The organism is Serratia sp. BIGb0234, assembly GCF_024809915.1.
GTDB lineage: Bacteria > Pseudomonadota > Gammaproteobacteria > Enterobacterales > Enterobacteriaceae > Serratia > Serratia liquefaciens.
In genome coordinates this window covers 530,413-557,253 of sequence record NZ_JANUEI010000001.1, presented here as the reverse complement: position 1 = coordinate 557,253, position 26,841 = coordinate 530,413, and the positions used below count along the sequence as shown (strand labels likewise).

The following is a 26,841-nucleotide window of genomic DNA, read 5'->3' as shown; positions in this document are numbered from 1 at the left end:
GTAGTGTGAAGGGGGGGACTAAAACGCGACAATTATAGGGAGTTAGCGGGCATTGCGCCAGACTATATTGGCGCTGGTGGTTGCTATCTGCAGTTATTTCGCCACAACGGTGCTTGCAACGTTTTAAGATTATTGCGTCTAGGGCAATTGGGCGTCACGAGATAAACTCCCCTGCTTGCTCATCATCCTACCCATGGGGTGCTGTATTTTATCGGAGTCTGACGTGCTGGATTGGTATTTTCTGACATTTTTTGGCGACAGCATGTTGCTGTTGCCATGTGCATTAATTCTCTTTGTCGCATTGGTCGTCCCGCGCGCCACCAGAACCGCCGGCTGGCAATGGGCGTTGATCTTCGGCAGCGCCGGCGCTGTGGTATGCGTGTCCAAGCTGGCCTTTATGGGCTGGGGGATTGGCATCGAAAGTTATGACTTTACCGGTTTTAGCGGTCATTCAGCCCTGGCCGCCAGCATCTGGCCAGTATTCCTCTGGACGCTGACCGGACGTTTTTCCCATGCCGTACGCAGCATGGCGTTAGTGTTCGGCTTGGTCCTGCCACTCACCATAGGGCTATCGCGGTTGGCCATTCAGGTGCATTCACCTTCGGAAGTGGTTAGCGGGCTAGTGCTTGGTTATCTGGCCAGTACCTTATTTCTGTTGCTGCAACGCGGTAAGGTGCGGCCACAGCTTTCATGGCCGAGAATTATCGCCGCTCTGGCCTTACCACTGGCGCTGATGGGCAATCGACAACCGGCGCCCACGCAAGGCCTGCTGGAACATATTGCTGTAACCCTCGCGCACATCGAACACCCTTATACCCGCGCCGATTTGCACAAACACGTCACAGCACCATAAGAAAAACCCCGGAGATAGCCGGGGTTTTTATTTTCCTGCCTGCGGCGATTACAGCGCGCGGAAAGAGATTTCCGTCGGGATCGCCTCGCCCTGCCAGTACATTTGCGCAGCAACCCGTCCGGCAAGTTGGCGATACAGTTCGGCAAACTCGCTGTCCGGTCGGCTTATCACCGTTGGCGCACCGCGATCCAAATCCTCGCGCAGAGAAATGTGCAGCGGCAGTTGCCCCAACAGGCGGCTGTGGTATTTCTTCACCAGCTTCTCCGCCCCGCCGGTACCGAAGATCGGCTCGTGATGTCCGCAGTTGCTGCAAATATGCACGCTCATGTTTTCCACGATACCCAAGACCGGCACATGCACTTTTTCAAACATCACAATGCCCTTGGCGGCATCGAGCAGCGCAATATCCTGCGGCGTTGTAACAACCAGAGCGCCAGTGACCGGAATATTTTGCGACAGCGTCAACTGGATGTCGCCGGTGCCCGGCGGCATATCCAGCACCAAATAGTCCAGATCCGGCCACAGCGTGTCCTGCAGCAGTTGCATCAGCGCCTTGCTGGCCATTGGGCCACGCCAAACCATGGCGTTGTCATCGGTCACCAGATAACCGATCGAGTTGGTCGCTAACCCGTGGGCCACGATCGGCGCCATGTGCTGACCATCCGGCGAGGTTGGTCGCTCGTTTTCGGTCCCCAGCATGTTCGGAATTGACGGGCCATAGATGTCGGCGTCCAAAATGCCGACCTTGGCGCCTTCTGCCGCCAGCGCTAACGCCAGGTTAACCGCTGTGGTGGATTTGCCCACCCCGCCCTTGCCGGAACTGATGGCGATAATATTGCGCACGCCCTTGATGCCGGCCTGATCGTTGGCGCGTTTCAGCGTGGTGATATCATGCTTCAGTTTCCAGTCAATCGCCTCGGCGCCGGTCACGCGCAGCAGTTCTGCGCTGACGCTGTCTTTGAGCACCTCAAAACCACTTTGCCAGGCAAAGGGCATGGTCAATTCAATATGCAGCACATTATCCAGCAGCGCGCAGTGGTGAATTGCCTTCAGCGCAGTCAGATTGTTTTTTAACGTCGGGTGTTCAAAGGCGGCCAGTACACCGGTCACCAGGGCACGCAGAACTTCGGGGTTGGTCTGCTCGGGGGATTTTGCGTTCATCCCGGCTCCTTGATTTTGAATGGATAGCTTCCCGCTAAGCATATCAGAAGTGAGCGCCGGTCGGCGCATGTCCGCACAAAGAAACCGCCCTAGCCGTAGCGGGCGCGATCGGGTAACATCGAAGACCCTTTTTATTCATTACAGAAACCAAGTTCTCACTATGGCTCAAGTCGCGAAAAAATTATTGGTGACGTGCGCGCTACCGTACGCAAATGGTTCCATCCATCTCGGCCACATGCTCGAGCATATCCAGGCAGATATCTGGGTTCGTTACCAACGAATGCGCGGCAACGAGGTTCATTTCATCTGTGCGGACGACGCGCACGGCACGCCAATCATGCTGAAAGCTCAGCAGTTGGGCATCAAGCCGGAAGAAATGATTGCGGAGATGAGCCAGGAGCACCAACAGGATTTCGCCGGTTTTGGCATCAGCTATGATAACTATCATTCCACCCATAGCGATGAAAACCGTGAACTGTCGAGCCTGATTTACGGCCGCCTGAAAGAAAACGGCTTTATCAAGAACCGCACCATTTCCCAGCTGTACGATCCGGAGAAAGGCATGTTCCTGCCCGACCGTTTCGTCAAAGGCACCTGCCCGAAATGTAAATCACCGGATCAATACGGCGACAACTGCGAAGTCTGCGGCGCGACCTACAGCCCGACCGAGTTGATCGAGCCGAAATCCGTAGTTTCCGGGGCAACGCCGGTATTGCGTGATTCAGAGCACTTCTTCTTTGATCTGCCGTCGTTCAGCGAAATGCTGCAGGCCTGGACCCGTTCCGGCGCGCTGCAAGAACAGGTGGCAAACAAGATGCAGGAGTGGTTCGAATCCGGCCTGCAACAGTGGGATATCTCCCGCGATGCGCCGTATTTCGGCTTTGAAATCCCGGACGCGCCGGGCAAATACTTCTACGTCTGGCTAGATGCGCCTATCGGTTACATGGGTTCATTCAAAAACCTGTGCGACAAGCGCGGCGATCTGGATTTCGACGAGTTCTGGCGTAAGGACTCCACGACCGAGCTGTATCACTTTATCGGTAAAGACATCGTTTATTTCCACAGCCTGTTCTGGCCGGCGATGCTGGAAGGCAGTAACTTCCGCAAACCGACCAATCTGTTCGTGCACGGCTATGTGACGGTGAACGGCGCCAAGATGTCCAAATCTCGCGGCACTTTCATCAAGGCCGGCACCTACCTGCAACACCTGGATGCCGACTGCCTGCGTTATTACTACGCCGCCAAGCTGTCTTCACGCATTGACGATATCGACCTGAATCTGGAAGATTTCGTGCAGCGGGTGAACGCCGACATCGTCAATAAAGTGGTCAACCTGGCTTCGCGCAACGCCGGCTTTATCAGCAAGCGTTTCGGTGGCCAACTGGCCGACAAGCTGGCCGATCCGGCGCTGTACCAGACCTTCGTTGACGCAGCGCAAAGCATCGCCGATGCCTACGCCAGCCGTGAGTCGGGCCGTGCAATCCGTGAAATCATGGCGCTGGCAGATTTGGCTAACCGCTATGTGGACGAACAGGCTCCTTGGGTGGTGGCGAAGCAAGAAGGCCGCGATGCCGATCTGCAGGCCATCTGTTCCATGGGTATCAACCTGTTCCGCGTGCTGATGACCTATCTGAAACCGGTGCTGCCGTCACTGACCGAACGTACCGAAGCCTTCCTCAACTGCGAGCTTACCTGGGACAGCATCCAGCAACCGCTGTTGGGGCATCAGGTCAACGCATTCAAGGCGCTGTTCAACCGTATCGACCTGGATAAGGTCAATGAAATGGTTAGCGCCTCGAAAGAAGACATGGCGGCAACGAAAGTGGTCAGCGGGCCGTTGGCGGACGATCCTATTCAGGAAACCATCACCTTTGACGATTTCGCCAAGGTTGATATGCGCATTGCGCTGATCAAGAGCGCCGACTTTGTTGAAGGTTCAGACAAGTTGCTGAAGCTGCAGCTGGATCTGGGCGGCGAATCACGTCAGATCTTCTCTGGCATTCGCTCCGCTTACCCGGATCCGAAAGCGCTTGAAGGCCGTCTGACCATCATGGTCGCCAACCTGGCACCGCGTAAGATGCGCTTCGGGATTTCTGAAGGCATGGTGATGGCTGCCGGCCCAGGAGGGAAAGAGATCTTCCTGCTGAGCCCGGACAGCGGTGCACAGCCAGGTATGCAGGTGAAATAACACCGGTTTTCCAAAGTCTTAAGGGTCGAGCTTGCTCGGCCCTTTTTATGCGCTTAGTCCAGCAGTGGTTCGTCAGGCTACAGGCTAAAACCGGCGAGTAATCCCTCTTCAGGAGGTTACCGAAGTAACCTCTTTTTTTACATCGCCTCTTCCCAGACGGCCAAAATGAGCTATGTTATCCATACTGGTTTTATCACTGTATGCATAAACAGGTCTGATATGAAGGGATTCCCACCGCTGATTAACGCCTTGCTGGTCAGTTCGCTGGTACTGACCATTGGCCGCGGCGTAACGCTGCCGTTCATTACTATCTATCTGACCGGGCATTTTCATCTGCTGCCCAAAAGCGTCGGCATCATTCTGGGTATCAGCCTGGCGATCGGCATTTTCGCCAGCCTGTATGGCGGCTACCTGGTAGACAAATTCAACAAAAACACGCTGATCCTGATTTCCATTCTTTTGTTCGCCCTGAGTTTTTTCGCTATCCCGTGGATCCCGCGGCCGGGGGGTATCGTTGTGGTTTTGGCTATTTTACATACCGCCTATTCCGTATTGGGCATCACCATTAAAGCGTGCTTTGCCGACTGGCTGCCGGTCGCGCAGCGCATCAAAGCCTTTTCAATAAACTATACGCTGGTCAACGTCGGCTGGGCGGTTGGATCATCGTTGGGGGTACTGGTGGCAGGTCTGGATCCTCTGTTGCCGTTTTACCTTTCCGGTGGATTGGCTTTATTCACGGTGGCGACGCTGAACGTCATCCTGCGCAGGCAGCCCGCTACGGCCCCGGTCGCGCTGGATGCAACGCCCACCGCGCGCCTTAATTTTCGCCAGACGCTGACCATCCTGCGTAACGATCGCCGGCTGATTTACTTTACCCTTGGCAGTACGCTGGGTGCGGTGGTTTTTGGCCAGTTCTCCGGCTATTTATCGCAATACCTGATCACCGTTTCTAATGCAGAGTTCGCTTATCAGGTCATTGGGGCGGTGATGATCGTCAATGCCTGTATCGTCATCGCCCTGCAGTATCTGCTCAGCCGCGGCATGCGTCAGGAAAATATGCTGCGCTGGCTGGCGCTGGGCACGCTATTTTTCATTCTCGGGCTGATCGGTTTTTGGCTGGCCGGGCAATCGCTCTGGCTCTGGATCCTTGCCATGGCGATATTCACCCTGGGCGAAATCATAGTGATCCCGGTGGAATATATGTTTATCGACTTCATCGCGCCACAGCACCTGAAAGGCAGCTATTACGGCGTACAAAACCTGAGCGCTCTGGGCGGCGCCATTAATCCGGTACTGTGCGGTTTTATTCTCAGCTACGCCGCGCCGCAAATGATGTTTCTGATGTTGATTGCTGCTGCGCTGCTCAGCCTGCTATTCTTTTTTCTCGGGCATCGCCTGGCGCAGAGGCAACAACAGAATGCCAACTTCGCCAGTGCAGAATAAACCTGCGTCCCTTTTCATCGCGGTTGTCAACCAGCCCCATCGGCATGGTAGCCATAGAGAGAATTCATGGTGTGATTTGTGGCGAAGATCACAGTTTAATTGTATGATGAATGCATCGGTTAAACGGGATTAAGTTATGGCCAAGCTACTCACTCTGTGCTGGAAATACCTGAGGGCATTCGTCCTTATCTACCTTTGTCTGTTCACCGGCAATGCCATCGCGGCTCTGCTGCCGATCGCCATTCCGGGCAGCATTATCGGCATGCTGTTGCTGTTCGCCCTGCTCTCCACCCAAATTCTGCCGGCCAAATGGGTCAAACCCGGTTGCCACCTGCTGATCCGCTATATGGTGCTGTTGTTCGTGCCTATCGGCGTGGGAGTGATGAAATACTATGACCAAATTATCGAGCATCTGGGGCCGCTGGTGGTGTCCTGCATCGTCAGCACCCTGATGGTGTTGGTGGTGGTCGGCTACACCTCACATTATTTCCACCGGGAGCGCAGCATCATCGGCAAGCCTGATGCCGCGGAGGGCGAAAAATGATCCATGAAATCTGGTGGTCATTACCGCTGACGCTGGCCATCTATTTTGCAGCGCGCAAACTGGCGCAATGGCTGAACATGCCGTTGCTGAACCCACTGCTGGTGTCGATGGCGGTGATCATCCCCCTGCTGTTGCTGACCGGCATTCCTTATGAGCGTTATTTTCAGGGCAGTAAAATCCTCAATGACTTGCTGCAACCGGCCGTAGTGGCATTGGCTTATCCGCTGTATGAACAGCTGCATCAGATCCGCGCCCGCTGGAAGTCCATTATCGCCGTCTGCTTTATCGGCAGCCTCACCGCGATGATCAGCGGCGGCGCCATCGCTTTATGGATGGGGGCTACGCCGGAAATTGCCGCTTCCATCATGCCAAAATCGGTCACCACGCCCATCGCCATGGCGGTCGCAGAGTCGCTCGGCGGCATTCCGGCAATCAGCGCCGTTTGCGTGATTTTCGTCGGTATTCTCGGCGCGGTTTTCGGGCATACGCTGTTCAAAGTATTGAAAATCACCACCCGCTCGGCACGCGGGTTGGCTATGGGGACCGCGTCACATGCGCTCGGCACGGCACGCTGTGCAGAAATGGACTATCAGGAAGGGGCATTTGGTTCACTGGCCCTGGTGATCTGCGGCATCATCACCTCGCTGCTGGCGCCGTTTCTGTTTCCGGTACTGTTGCACCTGTTTGCCTAAGGCCTAAAACTTGCGATACATCTCGCATTTATGGTTTTCATTGCATTGATTTCATCAATAAAGAGATTTACATCACACTTTATTCGCGCCGGGCTGCCTAGAATGTTATCCCGTTAACCTGTAGAGAGAGTTTCTATGCACCCGCGTTTTCAAACCGCTTTTGCTGAACTGCCCGCCACATTGCAATCCGCCCTGCTGCCTTATTTTGATGCGCCTGATTTTCCGGCCATGCTCAAGGCGGAACAAGTGGATGCTATCAAGCAGCGCTGCGGGCTGGATGATGATGCTCTGGCATTCGCTCTGCTGCCGCTGGCGGCGGCCTGCTCGTTAGCGCCGATTTCGCAGTTTTATGTTGGCGCCATTGCTCGCGGGCAGAGCGGCAACCTGTATTTTGGCGCCAACATGGAGTTCAGCGGCGCGCCGATGCAACAAACCATTCATGCAGAGCAGTGTGCCGTGACTCATGCCTGGCTACGCGGCGAATCAGCGTTAGCCTCCATCACCGTTAACTACACGCCTTGTGGCCACTGCCGTCAGTTTATGAACGAACTCAACAGTGGTACCACGCTGAAAATTCGTCTGCCCGGTCGCGAACCGGCCACCCTGGGCGACTATCTGCCGGATGCCTTCGGCCCGAAAGACCTGAATATCGCCACGTTGCTGATGGACCGCGTCGATCATGGTTTCCAACTGACGCTGACCGACGAACTGGAGATGGCCGCGCTGGCTGCCGCCAATCAGAGTCACGCGCCCTACAGCAATGCTCACAGCGGCGTCGCACTGGAAGCCGAAGACGGGACGATTTATAGCGGTCGTTATGCGGAAAACGCAGCCTTCAACCCCAGCCTGCCGCCGCTGCAGGCCGCGCTGATTCTGATGAACGTCTCCGGCGGCGACTGCCAAAAAGTGGTTCGAGCGGTGCTGGCCGAGCCCGACAGTGCCATCCTCACCCAATGGGATGCCACCCGCGCCACGTTGGCCGCGCTGGGTTGCCAAAATGTCAGTCGTATCACTTTCTAAATCTGCCCCCTGGCGGTGCTGCCCGGCACCGCTGTTACCAGCCCCGCCAGCCGATTACAATGGCATTCACGTCTTAAAACACTTTCTTTAGTTAAATTAGGACTTGATCGTCGATAATTACGCCAATTTACCTCATGATCCGATAACAATTGCTGTACATATTTCCCCGATCTTTTAGGATCTAGCCCATAAAGTTATCCGATACGTTGAAGAGCAAAAGCCATGGAACTTGAATACGAAAGCAAACGCCCTCTCTACATCCCTTATGCCGGCCCTATTCTGCTGGAATTTCCGCTGCTCAATAAAGGCAGCGCTTTCACCGAGGATGAACGCAGCCATTTCAACCTGCACGGGTTGCTGCCAGAAGCGGTAGAAACCATCGAAGAGCAGGCGGAACGTGCCTACCGCCAGTACCAGGATTTCAAAAACGACAGCGATAAACACATTTATCTGCGTAATATCCAGGACACCAACGAAACCCTGTTCTATCGCCTGCTGGAAGCGCACCTGAGCGAGATGATGCCGATCATCTACACGCCGACGGTGGGTGAGGCCTGTGAGCACTTCTCCGATATTTACCGTCGGGCGCGTGGGCTGTTTATCTCCTACCCTAATCGCGACCGCATTGACGACATGCTGCAAAACGCCACCAAGCAAAACGTTAAGGTGATCGTCGTCACCGACGGTGAGCGCATTCTCGGTCTGGGCGACCAGGGTATCGGCGGCATGGGCATTCCAATCGGTAAACTATCGCTGTACACCGCCTGCGGCGGCATCAGCCCGGCCTATACCCTGCCGGTGGTGCTGGACGTCGGCACCAACAACCCGCAGCGCCTGAACGATCCGCTGTACATGGGCTGGCGTCACCCGCGTATTTCAGGCGACGAATACCACGCCTTTGTTGAAGAGTTTATCCAGGCGGTCAAGCGCCGCTGGCCGAACGTGCTGCTGCAGTTCGAAGATTTTGCGCAGAATAACGCCACCCCGCTGCTGAACCGCTACCGTGACGAAATCTGCTGCTTCAACGACGACATTCAGGGCACCGCAGCCGTCACGCTGGGCAGCCTGATCGCCGCCAGCCGCGCCGCCGGCAGCCAACTGCGCGATCAGACCGTCACCTTCCTGGGCGCCGGCTCTGCAGGTTGCGGTATTGCCGAGCAAATTATCGCGCAGATGAAATCCGAAGGCCTGAGCGAAGACGAAGCCCGCGCGCGCGTCTTTATGGTCGACCGTTTCGGCCTGCTGACCGACAAACTGCCAAATCTGCTCGATTTCCAGAGCAAGCTGGTGCAAAAGAGCGAGAATCTGACCGCATGGCAAACAGAAAGCGACGCCATTTCCCTGCTGGACGTGGTGCGTAATGCCAAGCCAACCATTTTGATCGGCGTTTCGGGCCAGCCAGGCCTGTTTACCGAAGAACTGATCCGCGAAATGCACAAGCACTGCCCGCGCCCGATCGTCATGCCGCTGTCCAACCCAACCTCCCGCGTGGAAGCCCGCCCGGAAGACATCATTAACTGGACCGAAGGCGCTGCATTAGTAGCAACCGGCAGCCCGTTTGCGCCGGTGAGCTACAAAGATCAGGTCTTCCCGATTGCCCAGTGCAACAACTCCTATATCTTCCCGGGGATTGGATTGGGCGTACTGGCCTCCGGCGCCACCCGCGTCACCGACGCGATGCTGATGGCCGCCAGCCGTGCGCTGGCCGACTGTTCGCCGCTGGCGACCGACGGGCATGGCGCACTGCTGCCGAATATCGACGATATTCAGGGCGTGTCCAAGTGCATTGCCATGGAAGTGGGTAAAGCGGCGCAGCTGCAAGGCGTGGCAGTGGTCACCTCAGAAGAAGCGCTGTCGAAAGGCATCGAACACAACTTCTGGCGCCCGCAATACCGCAGCTATAAGCGCACTTCATTCTGATTTGCGCAGTTAAACATCAGGCCCGGCTCGCCGGGCTTTTTTTATGCTCAAAACCGCCTAAAAATGCGGTGCAATGCTTGCTTGATAGGGCGTCAAGCTTGCGTCGGCCTGTCAGGTAAAGTAGCCTTGAGCCATCTTTTTTGGCCCCTGTGCGCGTAAGGCAATAACATGTGGAAACGCCTGATAATCAGCCTGTTCATCATCACTGCGCTGCTGATGCTTTCGGCTCTCGCGCTCGATCGTTGGATCAGCTGGAAAACCGCGCCTTACGTCTATGACGAACTGCAAGGCCTGCCTCATCGCCAGGTCGGCGTGGTACTGGGCACGGCCAAATATTACCGCACCGGCGTGATCAACCAATATTATCGCTACCGCATTCAGGGCGCGATTAATGCCTATAACAGCGGCAAAGTGAAATACCTGCTGCTGAGCGGCGACAATGCCCAGCAAAGCTACAACGAGCCGATGACCATGCGCCGCGATTTGATCGCCGCCGGCGTGGCGCCCAGCGATATCGTGCTGGATTATGCCGGTTTCCGTACTCTTGACTCTATCGTCCGCACCCGCAAAGTGTTCGACACCAACGACTTTATCATTATCACCCAGCGCTTCCATTGCGAGCGCGCGCTGTTTATCGCGCTGCATATGGGGATCCAGGCTCAGTGCTACGCAGTTCCTTCGCCAAAAGACATGATGACGGTACGGGCACGCGAGATCTTCGCTCGCCTTGGTGCGCTGACCGATTTGTACATACTAAAACGCGAGCCGCGCTTCCTCGGGCCACTGATCCCCATTTCCGCCATGCATACCGTACCGGAAGATGCCCAAGGCTACCCGGCAGTTTCGCCAGAGCAATTGGTTGAGCTGGAACACAAGCTGGCTGCGGAAAAACAAAAGGCCAAATAAGCTTTATCCCGCCCTGGAAACAGCAACGGCCAGCATTTGCTGGCCGTTTTCATAGCTGAGACACAACTATTTTTTCTTGGCGTATTTTAAGGAGTCCAACGCCACGGCGAAGATAATGATGCCGCCTTTGATGATGTACTGCCAGTAAGGGTTAACGCCAATGTAGGTCAGGCCGTAGTTGATAACCGTAAAGATGATGACCCCGGTCACGACCCCCAGCACCGTCCCGACGCCGCCGGCAAAGGACACCCCGCCCACCACGCACGCCGCAATGGCGTCCAATTCATACATAAAGCCCAGGTTATTGGTGGCGCTGCCGATACGGCCCGCTTCCAGTAAGCCGCCGAAGGCGTAGAACACCCCGGACAGCGCATAAATCATGATCAGGTTCAGCGGCACGTTCACGCCGGAAACCTTGGCTGCCTCAGGGTTGCCGCCGATGGCGAAAATATTTTTGCCGAAGCGGGTTTTATTCCACAGGATCCAGACAAAAATAATCGCAATGATGGCGTAGAAGGTGATGTACGACAGCTTAAAGTCGCCAAAACGCAGGAACCCCTGGGCAAAGGTGGAAAACTTGGGATCAAACCCCGCCACTGGCGAGGCGCCAACGGAGTCGTAATACAGCGAGTTGATGCCGTAAACGATGATCATGGTGCCCAGCGTGGTAATAAACGGCGTCACATTGAGGTAAGCGATGATCAAACCGTTCACCAGACCGATCACCGCACCCACGGCGCACACCAGCAGGATCACCAGCGGGATCGACCAGGTTTCCATATGCGGGAATACCTTGTTCACGTTATCCATCGACTGCAACAACGTCGCCGCGATCACCGCCGCCAGGCCAACCTGGCGCCCGGCGGACAGGTCAGTCCCCTGGGTAACAATCAGCCCCGCCACGCCCAGTGCAATAATGATGCGCACCGAAGACTGGGTCAGGATATTGCTCAGGTTCATTAGACTGAGGAAGGTCGGGTCCTGGATAATAATAATTGCCAGCAGCACCAGCAACACTACGTAAATGCCACCTTCCTTGAAATAGGTGAACAAAGTTTTTTTATTCAGCGCGTTCATAATTCTGATCCTTAAAGGTGCAGGGATGCGAGACGTAAAATTTCATTTTGCGAGGTCTGTTTGGTGTTGACGATGCCCGCAACCTGACCATTACTCATCACCAGTATTCTGTCGGTAATTCCCAAAAGCTCCGGCATTTCAGACGAGACAATAATGATCCCCTTGCCCTTCTTCGCCAGTTCGGTCATCAGCTGATAAATTTCGAATTTGGCGCCGACGTCAATGCCGCGCGTCGGCTCATCCAGCATTAATATTTCCGGCTGAGTCAGCAGCCAACGGCCGATGATCACCTTCTGCTGATTACCGCCCGACAGCGAACCTATGTGGGTATGGTGGCCCGGGGTTTTGACCCGCATGGCATCGATCACCCACTGGGTATCGCTTTTCATGCGGGCGTTATCCAACAGGCCGATTTTATTTTTGTAGTTGCGAATATTGGAGATCAGCGAGTTGAACCCCACGTCCAGATAGGCATAAATCCCGGTGGAACGACGTTCTTCGGTGACCAGTGCGAAACCGTGGTTTATCGCCTCATTGGCGCTGTGGTTGTTGATGGTTTTACCGTGCAGCTTGATGGTACCCGCAATTTTTTCGCGGATGCCAAACAGGGTTTCGACGATGTCGGTACGTTTGGCCCCCACCAGCCCGGCGATGCCGAGGATCTCACCCTGATGCAGATCGAAAGAGACGTCGCGAATCGAAGGCTGGCGCAAGGAGGTCAGGTTCTTCACCTCCAGGATCACCTCGCCCGGCGTATTCTGTCGATCGGGGAAACGCTGGCTGAGCGAACGCCCCACCATCATCGAGATGATCTTGTCCATATCCAGCCCTTCCAGCGGCTGGGTGGCGATCCACTGGCCATCACGCAGAATGGTGATTTCGTCGCACAGCTGGAAGATCTCTTCCATCTTATGCGAGATATAGACGATGCCGCAGCCGCGTTCCTTCAGCTTGCGGATAATGGTGAATAGGTGGTTCACCTCTTTTTCCGTCAGCGATGAAGTGGGCTCATCCATAATGACAATCTTGGCGTCATAGGAGAAAGCCTTGGCGATTTCGATCATCTGCATTTGCGATACCGATAGCGTGCCCACTTTATCCCGCGGGTTAATATCAATATCCAGCTCGTCGAATATCGCCTGGGTATCTTTCAGCATCTTGTCCTGATCGACAAACATGCCCTTGGTCGGGTAGCGCCCCAACCACATGTTGTCCATCACGGTGCGCTGCAAGACCAGGTTTAATTCCTGATGCACCATGGACACGCCGTGTTCCAGCGCCTCTTTAGAGCTTTTGAAATCTATTTCCTGGCCCTGAAAAATAATACTGCCGGCATCCTTTTTATAAATGCCGAACAGGCATTTTAATAATGTCGACTTCCCCGCGCCGTTCTCTCCCATTAATGCATGAATGGAGTGCGGACGAACGCGCAGATTCACATTATCCAATGCCTTGACGCCGGGAAATGATTTACTGATATCAGTCATTTCCAGCAAAAATTCGCGTGGGCTGTCGGCCATAAATACACCTGGCTATGTGATTCGACACCTTCCAAACCACCGCCTAATTAGCTGCAGCTTGAAACTCATCGGATCTGGGCTGTGATTTTAAGAAAAATTACCCCGCCGGCGGCTTTCCTGGTGTTGGCGCTGGGCAGCGCACCGCAGGCGGGGCCATTCAGAACTTACTTAACAAATTTGGACAAATTGTCCTTATCTACGCCAACGTAAGGAATGCGCACCACTTTATTGTCGATTTTATATTGGGTGCCGTCGGCAGCAGGTTTGCCCGCCGCCAGGTTTTTCGCCAGCTCGAAGGTGGCTTTGGCCTGGTTGTCGGCATCGTTCAGCACCGTCCCCGCCATCGCGCCGGATTTCACCATCGCCAGAGCCTCTGGCAAGGCATCGACACCGAATACCGGAATGCTGGATTTGTTGTGCGCTTTCAGCGCTTCTACCGCCCCCATCGCCATGGCATCGTTGTTGGCGATAACCACTTCGATTTTGTTGGCGTTAGGGCCGGACAGCCAGGCATCCATCTTGTCTTTTGCCTGTGCGGTGTCCCACATCGCGGTGTCCATCTGCAGTTGCTGAGTTTTAATACCGTCGTCATTCAGCGTTTTCACCACGTAAGTGGTACGTGCTTCTGCATCCGGATGGCCCGGTTCACCTTTCAGCAACACGTACTGGATCTGGCCGTCTTTATTCAAATCCCAGTTCGGGTTGGCCTTCCAGTGTTTCTCAATCAGTTGGCCCTGGATCACGCCGGACTCTTTAGAGTCGGTGCCCACGTAATAGGCTTTTTCATAGCTGTCCAGCGCTTTGCGGGAAGGCTCTTTGTTGTAGAACACGATAGGGATATCGTTTGCGCGTGCCTTATCAATCACCACCGGGGCAGCCGCTGGATCCACCAGGTTAATCGCCAGCGCTTTTACGCCCTTGGCGATCAGCACGTCGATCTGGTCGTTTTGTTTGGATTGGTCGTTCTGCGAGTCATTCATCAGCAGGGTGACATCCGGAGAGGCCTTGGCGTCTTTCTCGATTGCCTTGCGCACCACCGACATAAAGTTGTCGTCATATTTATAAATCGTGACGCCAATACGGGTATCTGCGTGAGCTGCGGCGCCAAACATCATGGCTGCGGCCGTCGCGGCCAGGGTGAAAACCTTCTTATTCATTGTGTGTCTCCGGTTTATGTAGGGTCTTGCTCGGTATTAGGCCAAGGGCAACCGGCGGTGTCAGCACGACCGGGCCTGGCAGTTTCCCTGTCATCCGTGAATCATGTTATTCCTGAAAAATGTGGCGCCAGCGTGAGTTAAAACAGCAGCGGCAAGTGCCTTTACGCTGGAAAACGCCTAGAGCATAGACGGCGTGATGTTAATAATCTGTGAATTTTCTCACAGATTGAAAACGGTTACACAAGATTAAATGTTCAGAGAGTGACCGCCGCCTCACTTTGCCAAGGGGCCACAGAATGGCGTCGGACCAGGGTCGGCATAAACAAATGGCGGGCCTGCGGCTCCAGCTTGCCTGCCGCGCCCAGCAAGGCCAGTTCGGTGGCCAGCGTCGCCATGGTGACAATCGGGTAACGCACCGTGGTGAGCTTGGGGCTGGTGTAGCGAGCGATGGGGATGTCGTCGAACCCAACCAGCGAGAAGTTTTGCGGTACTGTGATACCGTTTTCTTTCAGCACCGCCATCGCCCCGGCGGCCATGGCGTCGTTGTAGGCGAATACCGCACTAAGATGCAGGTTGCGGCCAAGCAGTTCGATCATCGCCTCTTCCCCGCCCTGCAAATCTGGCGAACCATAGGCGCGCCAGCTGTCGGGCGTTGCCAGCCCGGCCGCCGCCATCGCCTGCGTGTAGCCTTGCTGGCGCAGCGGCCCGTCTTCGATTGGATGATTCGAGCCCAGATAACCAATACGCTGGTGGCCCTGCGACAGCAGCAAACGCATCGCCATCTCTGCACCACTGACGTTATCGAGCCCGACGCAGCGATGTTCATAGCCGGGTATGATTCTGTTGATCAGCACCATACCCGGCACCTGATCGAGAAAGGCGATCAGCTCGGCATCACACAGAGTTTTAGCATGAACAATCAAGGCGTTGCAGCGTTGGCGAATCAGCACCTCGATGGCGTGGCGCTCTTTATCCGCCTGGTGATAGCTGTTACCGATCAACAGGTATTTGTGGTGCTGTTGCGCCACGGTGTCTACCGCTTTCACCAGTGCGCCGAAGAAGGGATCGGAGACGTCCATCACCACCACCCCAAGGGTATCGCTGCTCTGGGTGGCCAGGGCTTGCGCATTGGCATTGGGTCGGTAGCCCAGTTCAGCCACCGCCTTCAATACCTGCTCGCGCGTCTCTTTGCTGGTCAGGGCGCTATGATTCAGCACGCGGGAGACGGTCGCCACAGACACGCCCGCACGCTTCGCCACGTCGCGAATGGTGGTTGGGTGAACAGAGGTCATGAAGGATCCTGAGGTCGGGGTAGTTGACAGTGGCGCTATCCTACCCCGTTTGTCATCCTCCTCTGCGTGAATTACGTCACAGGAAAGAAAACGTTTACATACATTTTTTTAACCTACCTGCGCCAGATCTCAATTCACCGCCTTGGGCTCTACCTTGCCGGTAGCCAGGGCGGTGAGTTTGCGCCACAGCCACTCCACCGGTCCCTGCTCGAAATAGCGCAGCCACAGGTTTGAAAACAACAGGTTAGCCAGCCAGACCAACGGAACGAAAGCCAAAAGTTGCAGGCGATCAAACTGTTGATACAGGCCAAAGCGATAAAACAGCGTGGTACAGAGCAGCGTTTGAAGCAGGTAATTGCTCAGCGCCATGCGCCCGACCTGCGTCAACCAGTGCCCAATGCGCAAACGCGACAACGTCGGCCAAAAACCGTAGCACAGCGCCAGATAGCCCATCGCCTGCAGGGGCGCCCCCAGCTCACGTGGCACCTGCAATAAAAAACCGCTCCAACGGTAGTCCCAGTGAAGATGCCATTGCAGCACCACGGCCGGCAGTTGGATCAGCAATGAAAGCGGTATCAGCCATGCTGCCTGCCGGCGGTAGTAACCCGGTGAATAAGTGCCGCGTAGCCAGCCACTGCGCATTAAACCGGCGCCGAACAGCATCAGCCCCGCCAACTCCCAACCGTATTGCGCGCCAATCGCCAGCAGGCTGGAGGAAAGAAGATCGGTGCGGCTGCGCCAGGCTTCCATCCCGCCCTGCAGCTTCCAAAACTTCTCATACTGCAGCTCTGCCACGCCGGGTTGCCAGAAACTGCCAGGCTCACCGTGCGAAATGAAGCCCAACAGCAACAGCACCCCGACGCCAATCAGGTACAGCACCACGCCGGTTTTCAACAGTTGATAGGTTTCTTTCGCATCGCGGATCATCCGCCAGCACACCAGCCCGATCAGCCCATAGGCCAGCAGGATATCGCCGTCCCAAAGGAAAATGGCATGTCCCAGGCCAAACAGCACCAGCCACGACAGCCGTGCACGTATCCAGCCTTTGCCGCGGCGCAGCAGCATCTGCAGCCCGGCGCCAAACAACAGGGCGAACATCGCCAGGAATTTAGCCTGCGCGAAAATGTCCAGCAGCGCCCAGGTCCAGGCATCGCGCGTTGTAGGCAAGCCCAGATAGGCCGGATTGAGATAGGCCGCCTTCGGCAGGCCAAAGGCGCTGATATTCAGCAGCAAAATGCCAAGGATGGCGATACCGCGCACGCAGTCCAGCGTGGCGATGCGCGGCAAAGGAGCCGTTGGGCTAGTGTTCATTATTTTATCGCTGTATTCCGCTCATTAAAAAGGCGCCCGCAGGCGCCTGTTACCATTCTAGCGACCCATCACGACTGGTGATGGCGCACCGCGCGCAGGAATTCCTGACGGGTGTTCTGGCTGGACTTGAACAGCCCGCCCAGAGAGGTCGTGGTGGTGGCGCTGGTCGCGTCACGGATACCGCGCGCCTTAACACAATAATGGACCGCATCAATTGATACCGCCACATTATTGGTGCCCAGCAAGGTTTGCAATGCCACCAGGATCTGCTGAGTTAAGCGCTCCTGCACCTGTGGGCGCTGGGAGAAGAACTGCACGATACGGTTGATTTTCGACAGCCCAATCACCGCATCCTTGGGAATGTAGGCAACGGTCGCCTTGCCATCGATGGTGACAAAATGGTGTTCGCAGGTGCTGGTCAGCGTGATATCACGGACCGTCACCATTTCATCCACTTTCATCTTGTTTTCAATGACGGTGATTTTTGGGAAGTTGGCGTAGTCCAGGCCGGAGAAAATCTCATCGACATACATTTTGGCGATGCGGTGCGGGGTTTCCGCCAGGCTGTCGTCGGACAGATCGAGATTAAGCAGCTGCATGATTTCGGTCATGTGCTCTTTAATACGACGTTTACGCGTTTCGCGATCCAGCACTTCGCCGCGCAACGGAGTTTCCAGACCGCGCTCTTCGAGCGCCGCGTGAACCAATGCAGCTTCTTTACTTAATGATGATGTCATTTCTTCTCTCCAACGGACTTGAACTCACCCATCCGGCTGTTTTACCGAGCAGAGGGATGAATTGCATACTCTCCTGACGACAGACGTTTCCGCAGTTAATAACGTGAACCCAGTCAAGATTTTGCCCCCACTCTAGATGAGAGCGAGGGGATTATCCAGTGATTGTGTTTCATCCGCAGGTGAAATATTCGCATTTAGCACAATCAGGCCGGCTGCGGCTATTCCACGTTTTTTGTACGGAATTTAATCACTGCGGCATCGGTTTTCGCGCCAGCTCGCGCGCCGACGTATTGACCACCAGCAGACCGGCCACAATCAGCGCCGCCACGGCCACGTACAATGCCGGTTCCAGCCGGTGGGTCAATGCGGTAGACAACGCCGACAGCGTCGGACCAACCAGTTGGCCAATCGCATAACCGGTGGTCAGCAGTCCCGCCATATAACGGGCATGGTTGGGGGCCAGCTCACGGCCATGCTGGATCGACAGCTGCACCACGCTGAGGAAACCGCCACCGGTCAGCAACGCGCCCAGTGCCAAGCCGGCAACTCCCGGTACGATTTCCGCGCTTAACACCCCCAATGCCTGTACCCACAGGGTGATAGCCAGCCGGGTTTGAGTAGTCAGCCGGTGACGGGTCAGAATACCGATGACAATCCCCAGCACCGCCGCCCCACCAAAGATCGGCCAGACAAATTGCGCGAACAGGCTGCCGGGAAAACGCGCCGCGGCCATTTGCGACAAAAAAGTGGCCGGCAGAATATAACCAAAGCCTGCGAGACTGTAGCTCCACACCAGACGTTTCAGCGCCGGGGTCAACAACAATGGCTCAGGCGCCACGTCAGGACGATGCAATTCGCCGGGCTTCGGCAGATTAATGCTGATCGCGCCAATCAATACCAGCGCCAGTACGCCGTAGACCAGCCAGGCCTGTGACGCGGTCAACGCCAGGCTGTGGATCCCCACCGCCAGCATGCCGCTGATAAAAATTCCGGCTCCCGGGCCGGCAAATACCGCCGCGCTGAGCGCGGGTCGGCCGTAGTGCGCCAACCGTTCGTTGGTCCAGGCCGCTACCAGTACCATCGACCAACCGCTGGCCCACCCGATGAAGAAACGCACCGCTCCATGCCACCACTCCCCCTGCACCCAGGCGGAAAGCAGCGTCAAGATCACCGCCCCCCACACGCCCAACCACAGCCGACGTTCAACGTGTCGGCTGGCACGCATGGCATCGTAAGCGCCGCACAGGTAGCCCAGGTAGTTGATGGCCGCCACCAACCCGGCGCCGGTCAGAGTAAACTGATGCTCAGCAATCATCAGCGGCACCTGCGGGGTAAAGGCGAAGCGGCCGATCCCCATGGCTACGATCAACGCGATAAAACCGCTCAGGGCAATTCTTAAGGCCATGTAGAGTTATCCATACTGTTAAAAGAAAGTTGCCAGTATCATGCAGCAGTATTACACTCACAAAAACTGAATAATACTCATCAAGTTCATCACGAAAAGAGAAGATAATGGATCTGACCCAGCTCCGCATGTTTTGCAGCGTCGCCGAAACCGGCTCCGTCGCCCGTGCCGCAGAGCAATTGCACCGCGTCCCCTCGAACCTGACCACACGCCTGCGTCAGCTCGAACAGGAACTGGGCACCGATCTGTTTATCCGTGAAAAACAGCGACTGCGCCTTTCGCCGATGGGCCATAACTTTCTCTGTTATGCCAACCGTATCCTGGCACTGAGCGAAGAAGCCATGAGCATTACCCATGCCGGTGAGCCGGCGGGTAACTTCGCCATCGGCTCGATGGAAAGCACCGCCGCCACCCGGTTGCCCACCCTGTTGGCGGCGTATCATCAGCGTTTTTCGCAGGTGTCGCTGTCGCTGACCACCGGCACCTCCGGCGAGATCACCGAGCGAGTCCGCGCCGGTACGCTGGCGGCCGCGCTGGTCGACGGGCCGGTACAGTATGACGAACTCAATGGCTGTATTGCCTTCCCCGAACATATGGTGGTGATCTCCTGTCTCGACCACCTGCCGATCCATAACGCCAAAGATGCCAAGGGCGAAACCCTATTTGCCTTCCGCGCAAGCTGTTCTTACCGTCTGCGGTTGGAGTCCTGGTTCAAGCGCGAAGGTGCACTGCCAGGCCAGATTATGGAAATCCAGTCCTACCACGCCATGCTGGCCTGCGTCGCCAGCGGCGCCGGGCTGGCGATGATCCCGCATTCGGTACTCAGCCTGCTGCCCGGCCATGAACGGGTGAAAGTACACACCCTGCCGGACGACATTGCCCAAACTGCCACCTGGCTACTGTGGCGACGCGACGCCTTTGGCCCGAACGTTCGCGCCCTGAAAGAACTGATTATTGAACAGGCAGAAACCGTTGCGGTTGAAAATACTGCCCATGACTTACCCGATGCTATCGACATAGCCTGATTTAAAAAATAGACCACTGGAGACTATGATGGAAATGATCAAAACCCGTGCCGCCGTTGCCTGGGGACCGAACCAGCCGCTGAAGATCGAAGAAGTCGATCTGATGCCACCGCAAAAAGGCGAAGTGCTGGTGCGGATCGTCGCCACCGGTGTCTGCCACACCGACGCCTACACCCTGTCCGGTGCCGATCCCGAAGGCGTGTTCCCGGCAATCCTCGGCCATGAAGGCGGCGGCGTGGTGGAAGCCATCGGCGAAGGCGTGACCAGCGTGGCGGTAGGCGATCACGTGATCCCGCTGTACACCCCGGAATGCGGCGAGTGCAAATTCTGTAAATCCGGCAAAACCAACCTGTGCCAGGCGATCCGCGCCACCCAAGGCAAGGGCCTGATGCCGGACGGCACTACCCGCTTCTTTAAGGACGGCAAGCCTATTTTCCACTACATGGGCACTTCAACCTTCTCCGAATACACCGTGGTACCGGAAATCTCACTGGCCAAAATCAGTAAAGAAGCACCGCTGGAAGAAGTCTGCCTGCTCGGCTGCGGCGTCACCACCGGCATGGGTGCGGTTATTAACACCGCCAAAGTGCAAAAAGGCGATACCGTTGCCATCTTCGGCCTTGGCGGCATCGGTCTGTCGGCCATTATCGGCGCACAGATGGCCGGTGCAGGTCGCATCATCGGCATCGACATCAACACCAGCAAGTTCGATCTGGCGCGCAAGCTGGGCGCTACCGATCTGATCAACCCGAAAGACTACGATAAGCCGATCCAGGACGTGATCGTTGAACTGACCGACGGCGGCGTAGATTTCTCCTTCGAGTGTATCGGCAACGTCAACGTAATGCGTTCAGCGCTGGAATGCTGTCATAAAGGCTGGGGCGAATCCGTAATCATCGGCGTCGCCGGTGCAGGTCAGGAAATCTCCACCCGTCCGTTCCAACTGGTGACCGGTCGCGTCTGGCGCGGCTCTGCCTTTGGTGGGGTGAAAGGCCGTTCGCAATTGCCAGGTATCGTTGAGCGTTATATGAACGGCGAATTCGCGCTGAATGACTTTATTACCCACACCATGGGCCTGGAGCAGATTAACGAGGCGTTCGATTTGATGCACGAAGGCAAATCCATTCGTTCCGTTATTCACTTCGACAAAAAATAAGCCAGGAGGCAGAGATGACCTTGTCATTAGAACTTCTCGAAGAGCACCGCATGTTTGGCGGCTGGCAACAGCGTTACCGCCATGCGGCGCAGAGCCTGAATTGCAACATGACTTTCAGCATCTATCTGCCGCCACCGCGCGATGATAACCCGCCGCCGGTGCTGTACTGGCTGTCGGGGCTGACCTGCAATGACGAAAACTTCACGCTGAAGGCCGGTGCGCAGCGTATCGCTGCCGAGCTGGGACTGGTATTGGTGATGGCCGACACCAGCCCGCGCGGCGACGATGTGCCGAATGATGAAGGCTACGATTTGGGCCAGGGCGCAGGCTTCTATCTGAATGCCACCCAAGCGCCGTGGGACAAGCACTTTCGCATGTACGACTACATCAGCGATGAGCTACCGGCGTTGATCAACCAGCATTTCAGCGTCAGCGAGCGCCAGTCGATTTTCGGCCATTCGATGGGCGGCCACGGCGCACTGATGATGGCGTTCCGCAATCCCCAGCGCTTCCGGTCGGTATCGGCGTTTGCGCCGATCGTTAACCCTTGTCAGGTGCCCTGGGGACGTAAAGCCTTTGCCGCCTATTTGGGCGACGACGAAAGCCAGTGGCTGCAGTATGACAGTTGCCACCTGCTGGCCAACGGCGCGGAAAAAATGCCGGTATTGGTGGATCAAGGTGACGACGATCAGTTCCTGGCAGATCAACTGCAGCCGGCAAAACTGGCCGAGCTGGCACGCCAGCGTGACTGGCCGCTGATCCTGCGCATTCAGCCGGGCTACGATCACAGCTACTTTACCATCGCCAGCTTTATCGAAGACCATCTGCGCTTCCACGCCGAACATCTGTTCCGCTGATCATAAAACCGTAACAGTGCTTGCGATAATCGCTATCGCAAGCACTTATTACGGCGACTGCTTATTCCCGGCCATTAAACCAATAATAAAAATTCTCAACTGAAGTCATTACCGCCTTCACGCCAAAAAAGGCGAAAACCGCCACGGCAATATCCACATAGCTATTATCCGGTTTCATAATGGCCAGTGATGAGTGATTAATCAAAGGGTAAAATATTGATGTCCATAGTGCGATAATAATGCAAGCTTTCATCTTATATTCCATTGATGAAATATGAATTACCAGCGACATTGGCCATTCACACTATTACGGCTATTATTACCTCCCAGCGCATCCTGTCGTCCCCCTCTGCTAGGTCCCTCATCCGCACATGATATTCCCGCTTGTATTCCCCCAAACACAGCACCAGCAATCATAGCTGCCGGATGACCAGCTCTAAGAATAGCACCGATAACCACGCCTTCAATCACACCGGCAATGAGACTGGCACCCACTTTATTCGCACAGGTATTCGGTGCTCCACCATAGTGACCACGGCCATCCCCACGGCCTTCATAACCGGAGTCAGCGTTTCCGCCAGAAATTAAATCAAGATCCTGTGATGTTAACTCACGAATAGCCATATTATTCACTCCATGAATTAAAGTTATTAAATCCTCACAAACAAACATACTGGGCAACCATAGTGATAATATAATTGCGAAAGTAAAATACAAACTTTATTTAGTGAAAACGTGACGAGAGCAATAGGTTAATCATGTATTCTTCGGTTATTAACCGACAACACTAAAAGACTCAATTTAATTAGAACACTAAAAGCTTAGCGTATTAATCTTGAGATAAATTTATCTTATCCGGTACGTTAGCCTTCTCTCACGCTAAAGATCATGAAACATTCTCGATGCCGTTATACCAACGGTAGAAGGCTTGCATCAGGTTACAGGCCTTCCAGATACCAAAAAATGCCAGCAAACCAACAACCACATCGACATAGCTAATATTGGGGTAGGCTACCAGAAGCGACGAATTGCACACCAGATAGGATCCTCCCCAATAGGTGATGATGGTAATCAGCATGCTTGTTTTAATTCCCTTTTTACTGATATGGCTCATAGCCAGCTCCTTTGGACTAAAAAACGGTTATCCCTTCAACTTCGGATCCAACGCATCGCGCAAGCCATCCCCCAACAGGTTAAACGCCAGCACGGTGATAAATATCGCCAGGCTGGGGAAAATCGCCACGTGCGGCGCAATCACCATATCCGCCCGCGCCTCGTTGAGCATTGCGCCCCATTCCGGCGTTGGCGGCTGGGCACCCAGCCCGAGGAACGACAGGCTGGCGGCGGTGATGATTGAAGTACCGATGCGCAGGGTAAAATACACCACAATCGACGAAATTGTCCCCGGCAAAATATGCCGCATGATGATGGTCCAGTCTGACGCGCCAATGCTGCGTGCCGACTCGATGTAGGTCAGATGTTTCAACACCAGGGTGTTGCCCCGCACCAACCGGGCAAATGCCGGAATGCTGAAAATGGCCACGGCAATAATCACGTTGGCCATGCCGCTGCCCATAATCGCCACCACGCCGATCGCCAGCAGAATGCCAGGAAAGGCGAACAGCACATCGCAGATACGCATGGTAATGCGATCCCACCAGCCTTCGTAATAGCCCGCCAGCAGACCCAGCAGCGTACCGATCAGCCCGCCCACCAGCACCGAGAACACTCCGGCGGCCAGCGAAATACGGGTCCCCATCAGAATGCGACTGAAAATGTCCCGCCCCAACGAGTCCACCCCCAGCCAATGCATCAGCGAAGGCCCTTCGTTCAGGCGGTCGTAATCAAAATAATTTTCCGCGTCAAAGGGAACCAGATAGGGTGCCAGCAGCGCAGCAACCACCAACAGTAACACCAATAGCGCAGCGACCAGCGCCACGCGTTGCTGACGGAACCGCCGCCAGAATTCATGCCACGGCGTTCGTACCGCGTTAGGATCGATTGTCGGCATCGCCTTCAGTGCGGCGTCGCGTCGCCAATGCTTAATCATGCAGCGCCCTCATTTGTATCGTATTGCCGGGTTAATTGCCGCATACAGCAGGTCCACCAACAAGTTAATCAGAATAAACTCCAGCGAGAACAGCAAGACTTCGGCCTGGATCACCGGGTAATCACGCATCTCCACCGAATCGACCAGCAGCCTGCCCAACCCCGGCCAGTTGAAGACCTTCTCCACGACGATCGAGCCGCCGAGCAGGAAGCCAAACTGCAATCCCATCATGGTGACGACCGGGATCATCGCGTTGCGCAGCCCGTGTTTCACTACCACCATGGTTTCCCGTACCCCTTTGGCGCGCGCGGTACGCATGTAGTCTTCCTGCAGCACCTCAACAAACGAAGCGCGGGTAAAACGCGCCATCACCGCCGCTACCGCAGCCCCAAGGGTGATGGAAGGCAAAATATAGTGCCGCCAACTGTCGGCGCCCACCGTCGGCAACCAACCGAGATTGACGGAAAACACCTGCATCAGCAGCATACCCAGCGCAAAGGCGGGGAACGAAATCCCGGAGACCGCCAGGGTCATGCCGAGACGATCGGGCCAGCGGTTACGCCACACGGCAGACACCATGCCGATGCCCATACCGAAAATCACCGCCCACAGCATGCTGCTCAGCGTCAGCCACAGGGTCGGTAAAAAGCGCGAGCCGATCTCTTCGCTCACCGGGCGCTTGGAAACCATCGAGGTTCCGAAATCCCCCCGCAGCGCATTGACAAAAAAGTGCACGAACTGTTGCGGCAGCGGCTTGTCCAGCCCCAGATCCTTACGCACCAGCTGTACTACCGCTTCGTCGGCTTCCGGTCCTGCCGCCAGCCGCGCCGGATCGCCGGGCAGCATATGGACGAACAAAAACACCAACACCGCGACAATCAGCAGCGTCGGGATCAGGCCCAGCAGTCGTTTAAGAAAATAATTAAGCATCTTGGGTGCGTCCCTTCACCCCGCCCTCCAGGAGAGCGGGGATCGGTGCCTTATTTAAGATCGGCATTATCAAAGTTGAACGAGGTATCCGGCATCACGTAAAAGCCGCTCAGCTGTTTATTGTTAGCCGACAGCAAGCGCTCGGTGGCCAGGAAAATCCATGGCGCATCTGCCCAGATACGATCCTGCGCGTCCTTGTACAGTTTCTGCTTCTCGGCACGGTCGGTGGTCGCCAGCGCGCCGGTCAGATCCTGATCTACCTGCGGATTACTGTAGAACGCCGTGTTGAACTGCTTTGGCGGCGCAGCCTGGGTTGAGAACAGCGGTGACAAGGCCCAGTCCGCTTCACCGGTTGATGCTGACCAGCCGGTATAGAACATACGCACGCCGGTGTCTTTCACCCCAACGCTTTCCACCTGGGCCGCGCGCTGACCGGCATCCATCGCCGTCACCGTCACTTTCACGCCAACCTGCGCCAACTGCTGCTGGGCAAACTGCAGCACTTTCTGCGCGGTGCTGTGGTTATGAGACGACCACAGGGTGGTGGTAAAACCGTTAGGGTAACCGGCCTCTTTAAGCAGTTCGCGCGCCTTGGCAGGATCATAAGGCCAAGGCTGGTAACGGGTGGCAAAATCGATCGCCGGCGGCACCGGGCCTTCCGCCGGAACGGCGTAGCCGGAGAACGCGACCTTGATCAGCGCGTCTTTATTGATGGCGTAGTTCAACGCCTGACGCACTTTCAGGTTATCGAATGGCTTTTGAGTCACGTTCAGGCTGATATAACGCTGCAGGATCGACGGCGCGGCCACCAAATCGAGCTTGGCATTGCCTTCCAGCACCTTGGCCTGCTCATACGGGATCGGGAAGGCAAAGGTCGCTTCACCGGTCTGCAGCATGGCAGCGCGGGTATTGTTATCCACGACCGGGCGCCAGGTGATGCTGTCGAGCTTCGGCAGCCCCTGTTTCCAGTAACCGTCAAACTTTTTCACCTTGACGAAATCGGTCTGGTTCCAGGTCACGAACTGATAAGGGCCGGTCCCCACCGGGTGGAAACCAATCTCTTTGCCGTACTGCTTCAGCGCGGCCGGCGAAATGATCACCGCCGCCGGGTGCGCCAGGTTGTTGATAAAGGCCGAGAATGGCGCTTTCAGCACGATCTTCACCGTATTGGCGTCCACCACTTCGGTTTTGTCGATCATTTTGAACAGGTTGTAGCGCTTGAGGTGATTGTCCGGGTTGCTGGCGCGATCCAGGTTCACCTTCACCGCTTCGGCGTTAAACTCGGTGCCGTCATGGAATTTCACCCCCGGATGCAGCTTGAGGGTGTAAGTCAGGCCGTCCTTGCTCACCTCATAGCTGTCCGCCAGCACGTTCACCAGTTTCATGTCTTTATCGAAACCGAACAGGCCCTGATAGAAGGATTTGGCCACCGCCTGCGACAGCGTATCGTTGGCGTCATACGGATCAAGCGTGGTGAAATTGGACGCGACGGCGATCACCGCATCTTTCGCAGCCCAGGCTGGGCCGGCGACCGCGGCCGCCAGCAGCACGGCGCCCGCTAATGCCTTACGTTTGAATGAGTGCTTCATGGTGCTTG

Annotated in this window: 25 protein-coding genes; 11 read left to right on the top strand and 14 right to left on the bottom strand. The window is 55.7% G+C overall.

All coding sequences use genetic code 11. The annotated features are described in order from the left end of the window. The first annotated feature begins 223 nt into the window (after positions 1–223). The gene (locus M2407_RS02835; protein WP_217330983.1) at positions 224–853 is read left to right on the top strand and encodes a phosphatase PAP2 family protein; all 630 of its coding nucleotides are present in this window, start codon (positions 224–226) and stop codon (positions 851–853) included. Between the two features lie 48 nt (positions 854–901). Here the strand turns inward: M2407_RS02835 and apbC are convergent, their stop codons facing one another. Next, complete coding sequence (gene apbC / locus M2407_RS02830) at positions 902–2,014, bottom strand: iron-sulfur cluster carrier protein ApbC (RefSeq protein ID WP_259216701.1); 1,113 nt, start codon at positions 2,012–2,014, stop codon at positions 902–904. A gap of 160 nt (positions 2,015–2,174) precedes the next feature. On the opposite strand from apbC, the gene metG reads away from it, so the two are divergent. The 7 genes from metG to sanA all read left to right on the top strand — a co-directional run bounded on the left by metG (position 2,175) and on the right by sanA (position 10,727). Beyond that, positions 2,175–4,202, top strand: coding sequence for a methionine--tRNA ligase (gene metG, locus M2407_RS02825; RefSeq protein WP_020826000.1), 2,028 nt, complete (start codon positions 2,175–2,177; stop codon positions 4,200–4,202). 219 nt (positions 4,203–4,421) lie between these two features. Continuing rightward, on the top strand, positions 4,422–5,645 hold the full coding sequence (locus M2407_RS02820) for an MFS transporter (RefSeq protein ID WP_259216700.1): 1,224 nt from the start codon (positions 4,422–4,424) through the stop codon (positions 5,643–5,645). Between the two features lie 136 nt (positions 5,646–5,781). After that, the gene (locus M2407_RS02815) at positions 5,782–6,189 is read left to right on the top strand and encodes a CidA/LrgA family protein (protein WP_259216698.1); all 408 of its coding nucleotides are present in this window, start codon (positions 5,782–5,784) and stop codon (positions 6,187–6,189) included. Further along, entirely contained in the window at positions 6,186–6,881 is a 696-nt protein-coding gene (locus M2407_RS02810; RefSeq protein WP_020825997.1) for a CidB/LrgB family autolysis modulator, read from the top strand. The genes M2407_RS02815 and M2407_RS02810 overlap by 4 nt, the downstream gene beginning before the upstream one ends. A gap of 135 nt (positions 6,882–7,016) precedes the next feature. After that, positions 7,017–7,901: a cytidine deaminase gene (cdd, locus tag M2407_RS02805; protein ID WP_048761681.1), complete on the top strand. Its 885-nt coding sequence runs from the start codon at positions 7,017–7,019 to the stop codon at positions 7,899–7,901. A gap of 222 nt (positions 7,902–8,123) precedes the next feature. After that, on the top strand, positions 8,124–9,821 hold the full coding sequence (locus M2407_RS02800; RefSeq protein ID WP_020825995.1) for an NAD-dependent malic enzyme: 1,698 nt from the start codon (positions 8,124–8,126) through the stop codon (positions 9,819–9,821). Between the two features lie 168 nt (positions 9,822–9,989). Next, complete coding sequence (gene sanA / locus M2407_RS02795) at positions 9,990–10,727, top strand: outer membrane permeability protein SanA (RefSeq protein WP_020825994.1); 738 nt, start codon at positions 9,990–9,992, stop codon at positions 10,725–10,727. Between the two features lie 66 nt (positions 10,728–10,793). Here sanA and mglC read toward each other — a convergent pair whose 3' ends face one another. From mglC to M2407_RS02760, 7 genes are all read right to left on the bottom strand, one after another. Beyond that, a complete protein-coding gene (gene mglC / locus M2407_RS02790; RefSeq protein ID WP_012005998.1) occupies positions 10,794–11,804 on the bottom strand; it encodes a galactose/methyl galactoside ABC transporter permease MglC in 1,011 nt (336 codons plus the stop codon). An 11-nt stretch (positions 11,805–11,815) separates the two neighbouring features. Then, positions 11,816–13,324 (bottom strand): galactose/methyl galactoside ABC transporter ATP-binding protein MglA, encoded by a 1,509-nt coding sequence (mglA, locus tag M2407_RS02785; RefSeq protein WP_020825993.1) that lies wholly within the window; start codon positions 13,322–13,324, stop codon positions 11,816–11,818. Positions 13,325–13,488: 164 nt separating this feature from the next. Beyond that, positions 13,489–14,481, bottom strand: coding sequence for a galactose/glucose ABC transporter substrate-binding protein MglB (gene mglB, locus M2407_RS02780; protein WP_259216697.1), 993 nt, complete (start codon positions 14,479–14,481; stop codon positions 13,489–13,491). Positions 14,482–14,735: 254 nt separating this feature from the next. Next, on the bottom strand, positions 14,736–15,773 hold the full coding sequence (galS, locus tag M2407_RS02775; RefSeq protein ID WP_048761671.1) for an HTH-type transcriptional regulator GalS: 1,038 nt from the start codon (positions 15,771–15,773) through the stop codon (positions 14,736–14,738). Positions 15,774–15,902: 129 nt separating this feature from the next. Continuing rightward, positions 15,903–17,084 (bottom strand): DUF418 domain-containing protein YeiB, encoded by a 1,182-nt coding sequence (gene yeiB / locus M2407_RS02770; protein ID WP_269813955.1) that lies wholly within the window; start codon positions 17,082–17,084, stop codon positions 15,903–15,905. Positions 17,085–17,152: 68 nt separating this feature from the next. Beyond that, positions 17,153–17,821: a GTP cyclohydrolase I FolE gene (gene folE / locus M2407_RS02765; protein WP_041414357.1), complete on the bottom strand. Its 669-nt coding sequence runs from the start codon at positions 17,819–17,821 to the stop codon at positions 17,153–17,155. A gap of 247 nt (positions 17,822–18,068) precedes the next feature. Next, positions 18,069–19,226, bottom strand: a complete 1,158-nt coding sequence (locus M2407_RS02760; protein ID WP_259216695.1) for an MFS transporter — start codon at positions 19,224–19,226, stop codon at positions 18,069–18,071. A gap of 107 nt (positions 19,227–19,333) precedes the next feature. Here M2407_RS02760 and ptrR point away from each other — a divergent pair, with 107 nt between their 5' ends. Genes ptrR through fghA form a run of 3 tightly spaced genes read left to right on the top strand, consistent with a single transcriptional unit; the run spans position 19,334 to position 22,264 of the window. After that, the gene (ptrR, locus tag M2407_RS02755) at positions 19,334–20,251 is read left to right on the top strand and encodes a putrescine utilization regulator PtrR (protein ID WP_046374078.1); all 918 of its coding nucleotides are present in this window, start codon (positions 19,334–19,336) and stop codon (positions 20,249–20,251) included. Between the two features lie 28 nt (positions 20,252–20,279). Further along, a complete protein-coding gene (locus tag M2407_RS02750; protein ID WP_020825986.1) occupies positions 20,280–21,407 on the top strand; it encodes an S-(hydroxymethyl)glutathione dehydrogenase/class III alcohol dehydrogenase in 1,128 nt (375 codons plus the stop codon). Between the two features lie 14 nt (positions 21,408–21,421). Further along, complete coding sequence (gene fghA / locus M2407_RS02745; RefSeq protein ID WP_020825985.1) at positions 21,422–22,264, top strand: S-formylglutathione hydrolase; 843 nt, start codon at positions 21,422–21,424, stop codon at positions 22,262–22,264. A gap of 61 nt (positions 22,265–22,325) precedes the next feature. Here fghA and M2407_RS02740 read toward each other — a convergent pair whose 3' ends face one another. The 6 genes from M2407_RS02740 to gsiB form a co-directional block, all read right to left on the bottom strand. Next, a complete protein-coding gene (locus M2407_RS02740; RefSeq protein WP_128864031.1) occupies positions 22,326–22,517 on the bottom strand; it encodes a hypothetical protein in 192 nt (63 codons plus the stop codon). Between the two features lie 26 nt (positions 22,518–22,543). Further along, the gene (locus tag M2407_RS02735) at positions 22,544–22,888 is read right to left on the bottom strand and encodes a hypothetical protein (RefSeq protein ID WP_259216693.1); all 345 of its coding nucleotides are present in this window, start codon (positions 22,886–22,888) and stop codon (positions 22,544–22,546) included. A gap of 262 nt (positions 22,889–23,150) precedes the next feature. Next, on the bottom strand, positions 23,151–23,378 hold the full coding sequence (locus tag M2407_RS02730) for a hypothetical protein (RefSeq protein ID WP_259216692.1): 228 nt from the start codon (positions 23,376–23,378) through the stop codon (positions 23,151–23,153). Between the two features lie 27 nt (positions 23,379–23,405). Beyond that, the gene (gene gsiD, locus M2407_RS02725; protein ID WP_020825982.1) at positions 23,406–24,314 is read right to left on the bottom strand and encodes a glutathione ABC transporter permease GsiD; all 909 of its coding nucleotides are present in this window, start codon (positions 24,312–24,314) and stop codon (positions 23,406–23,408) included. Positions 24,315–24,323: 9 nt separating this feature from the next. Then, positions 24,324–25,244 carry a glutathione ABC transporter permease GsiC gene (gene gsiC / locus M2407_RS02720; protein WP_046374081.1) on the bottom strand — a complete coding sequence of 307 codons (921 nt, stop codon included), beginning with the start codon at positions 25,242–25,244 and terminating at the stop codon, positions 24,324–24,326. A 50-nt stretch (positions 25,245–25,294) separates the two neighbouring features. Beyond that, positions 25,295–26,833 carry a glutathione ABC transporter substrate-binding protein GsiB gene (gsiB, locus tag M2407_RS02715; RefSeq protein WP_020825980.1) on the bottom strand — a complete coding sequence of 513 codons (1,539 nt, stop codon included), beginning with the start codon at positions 26,831–26,833 and terminating at the stop codon, positions 25,295–25,297. Positions 26,834–26,841 lie beyond the last annotated feature (8 nt).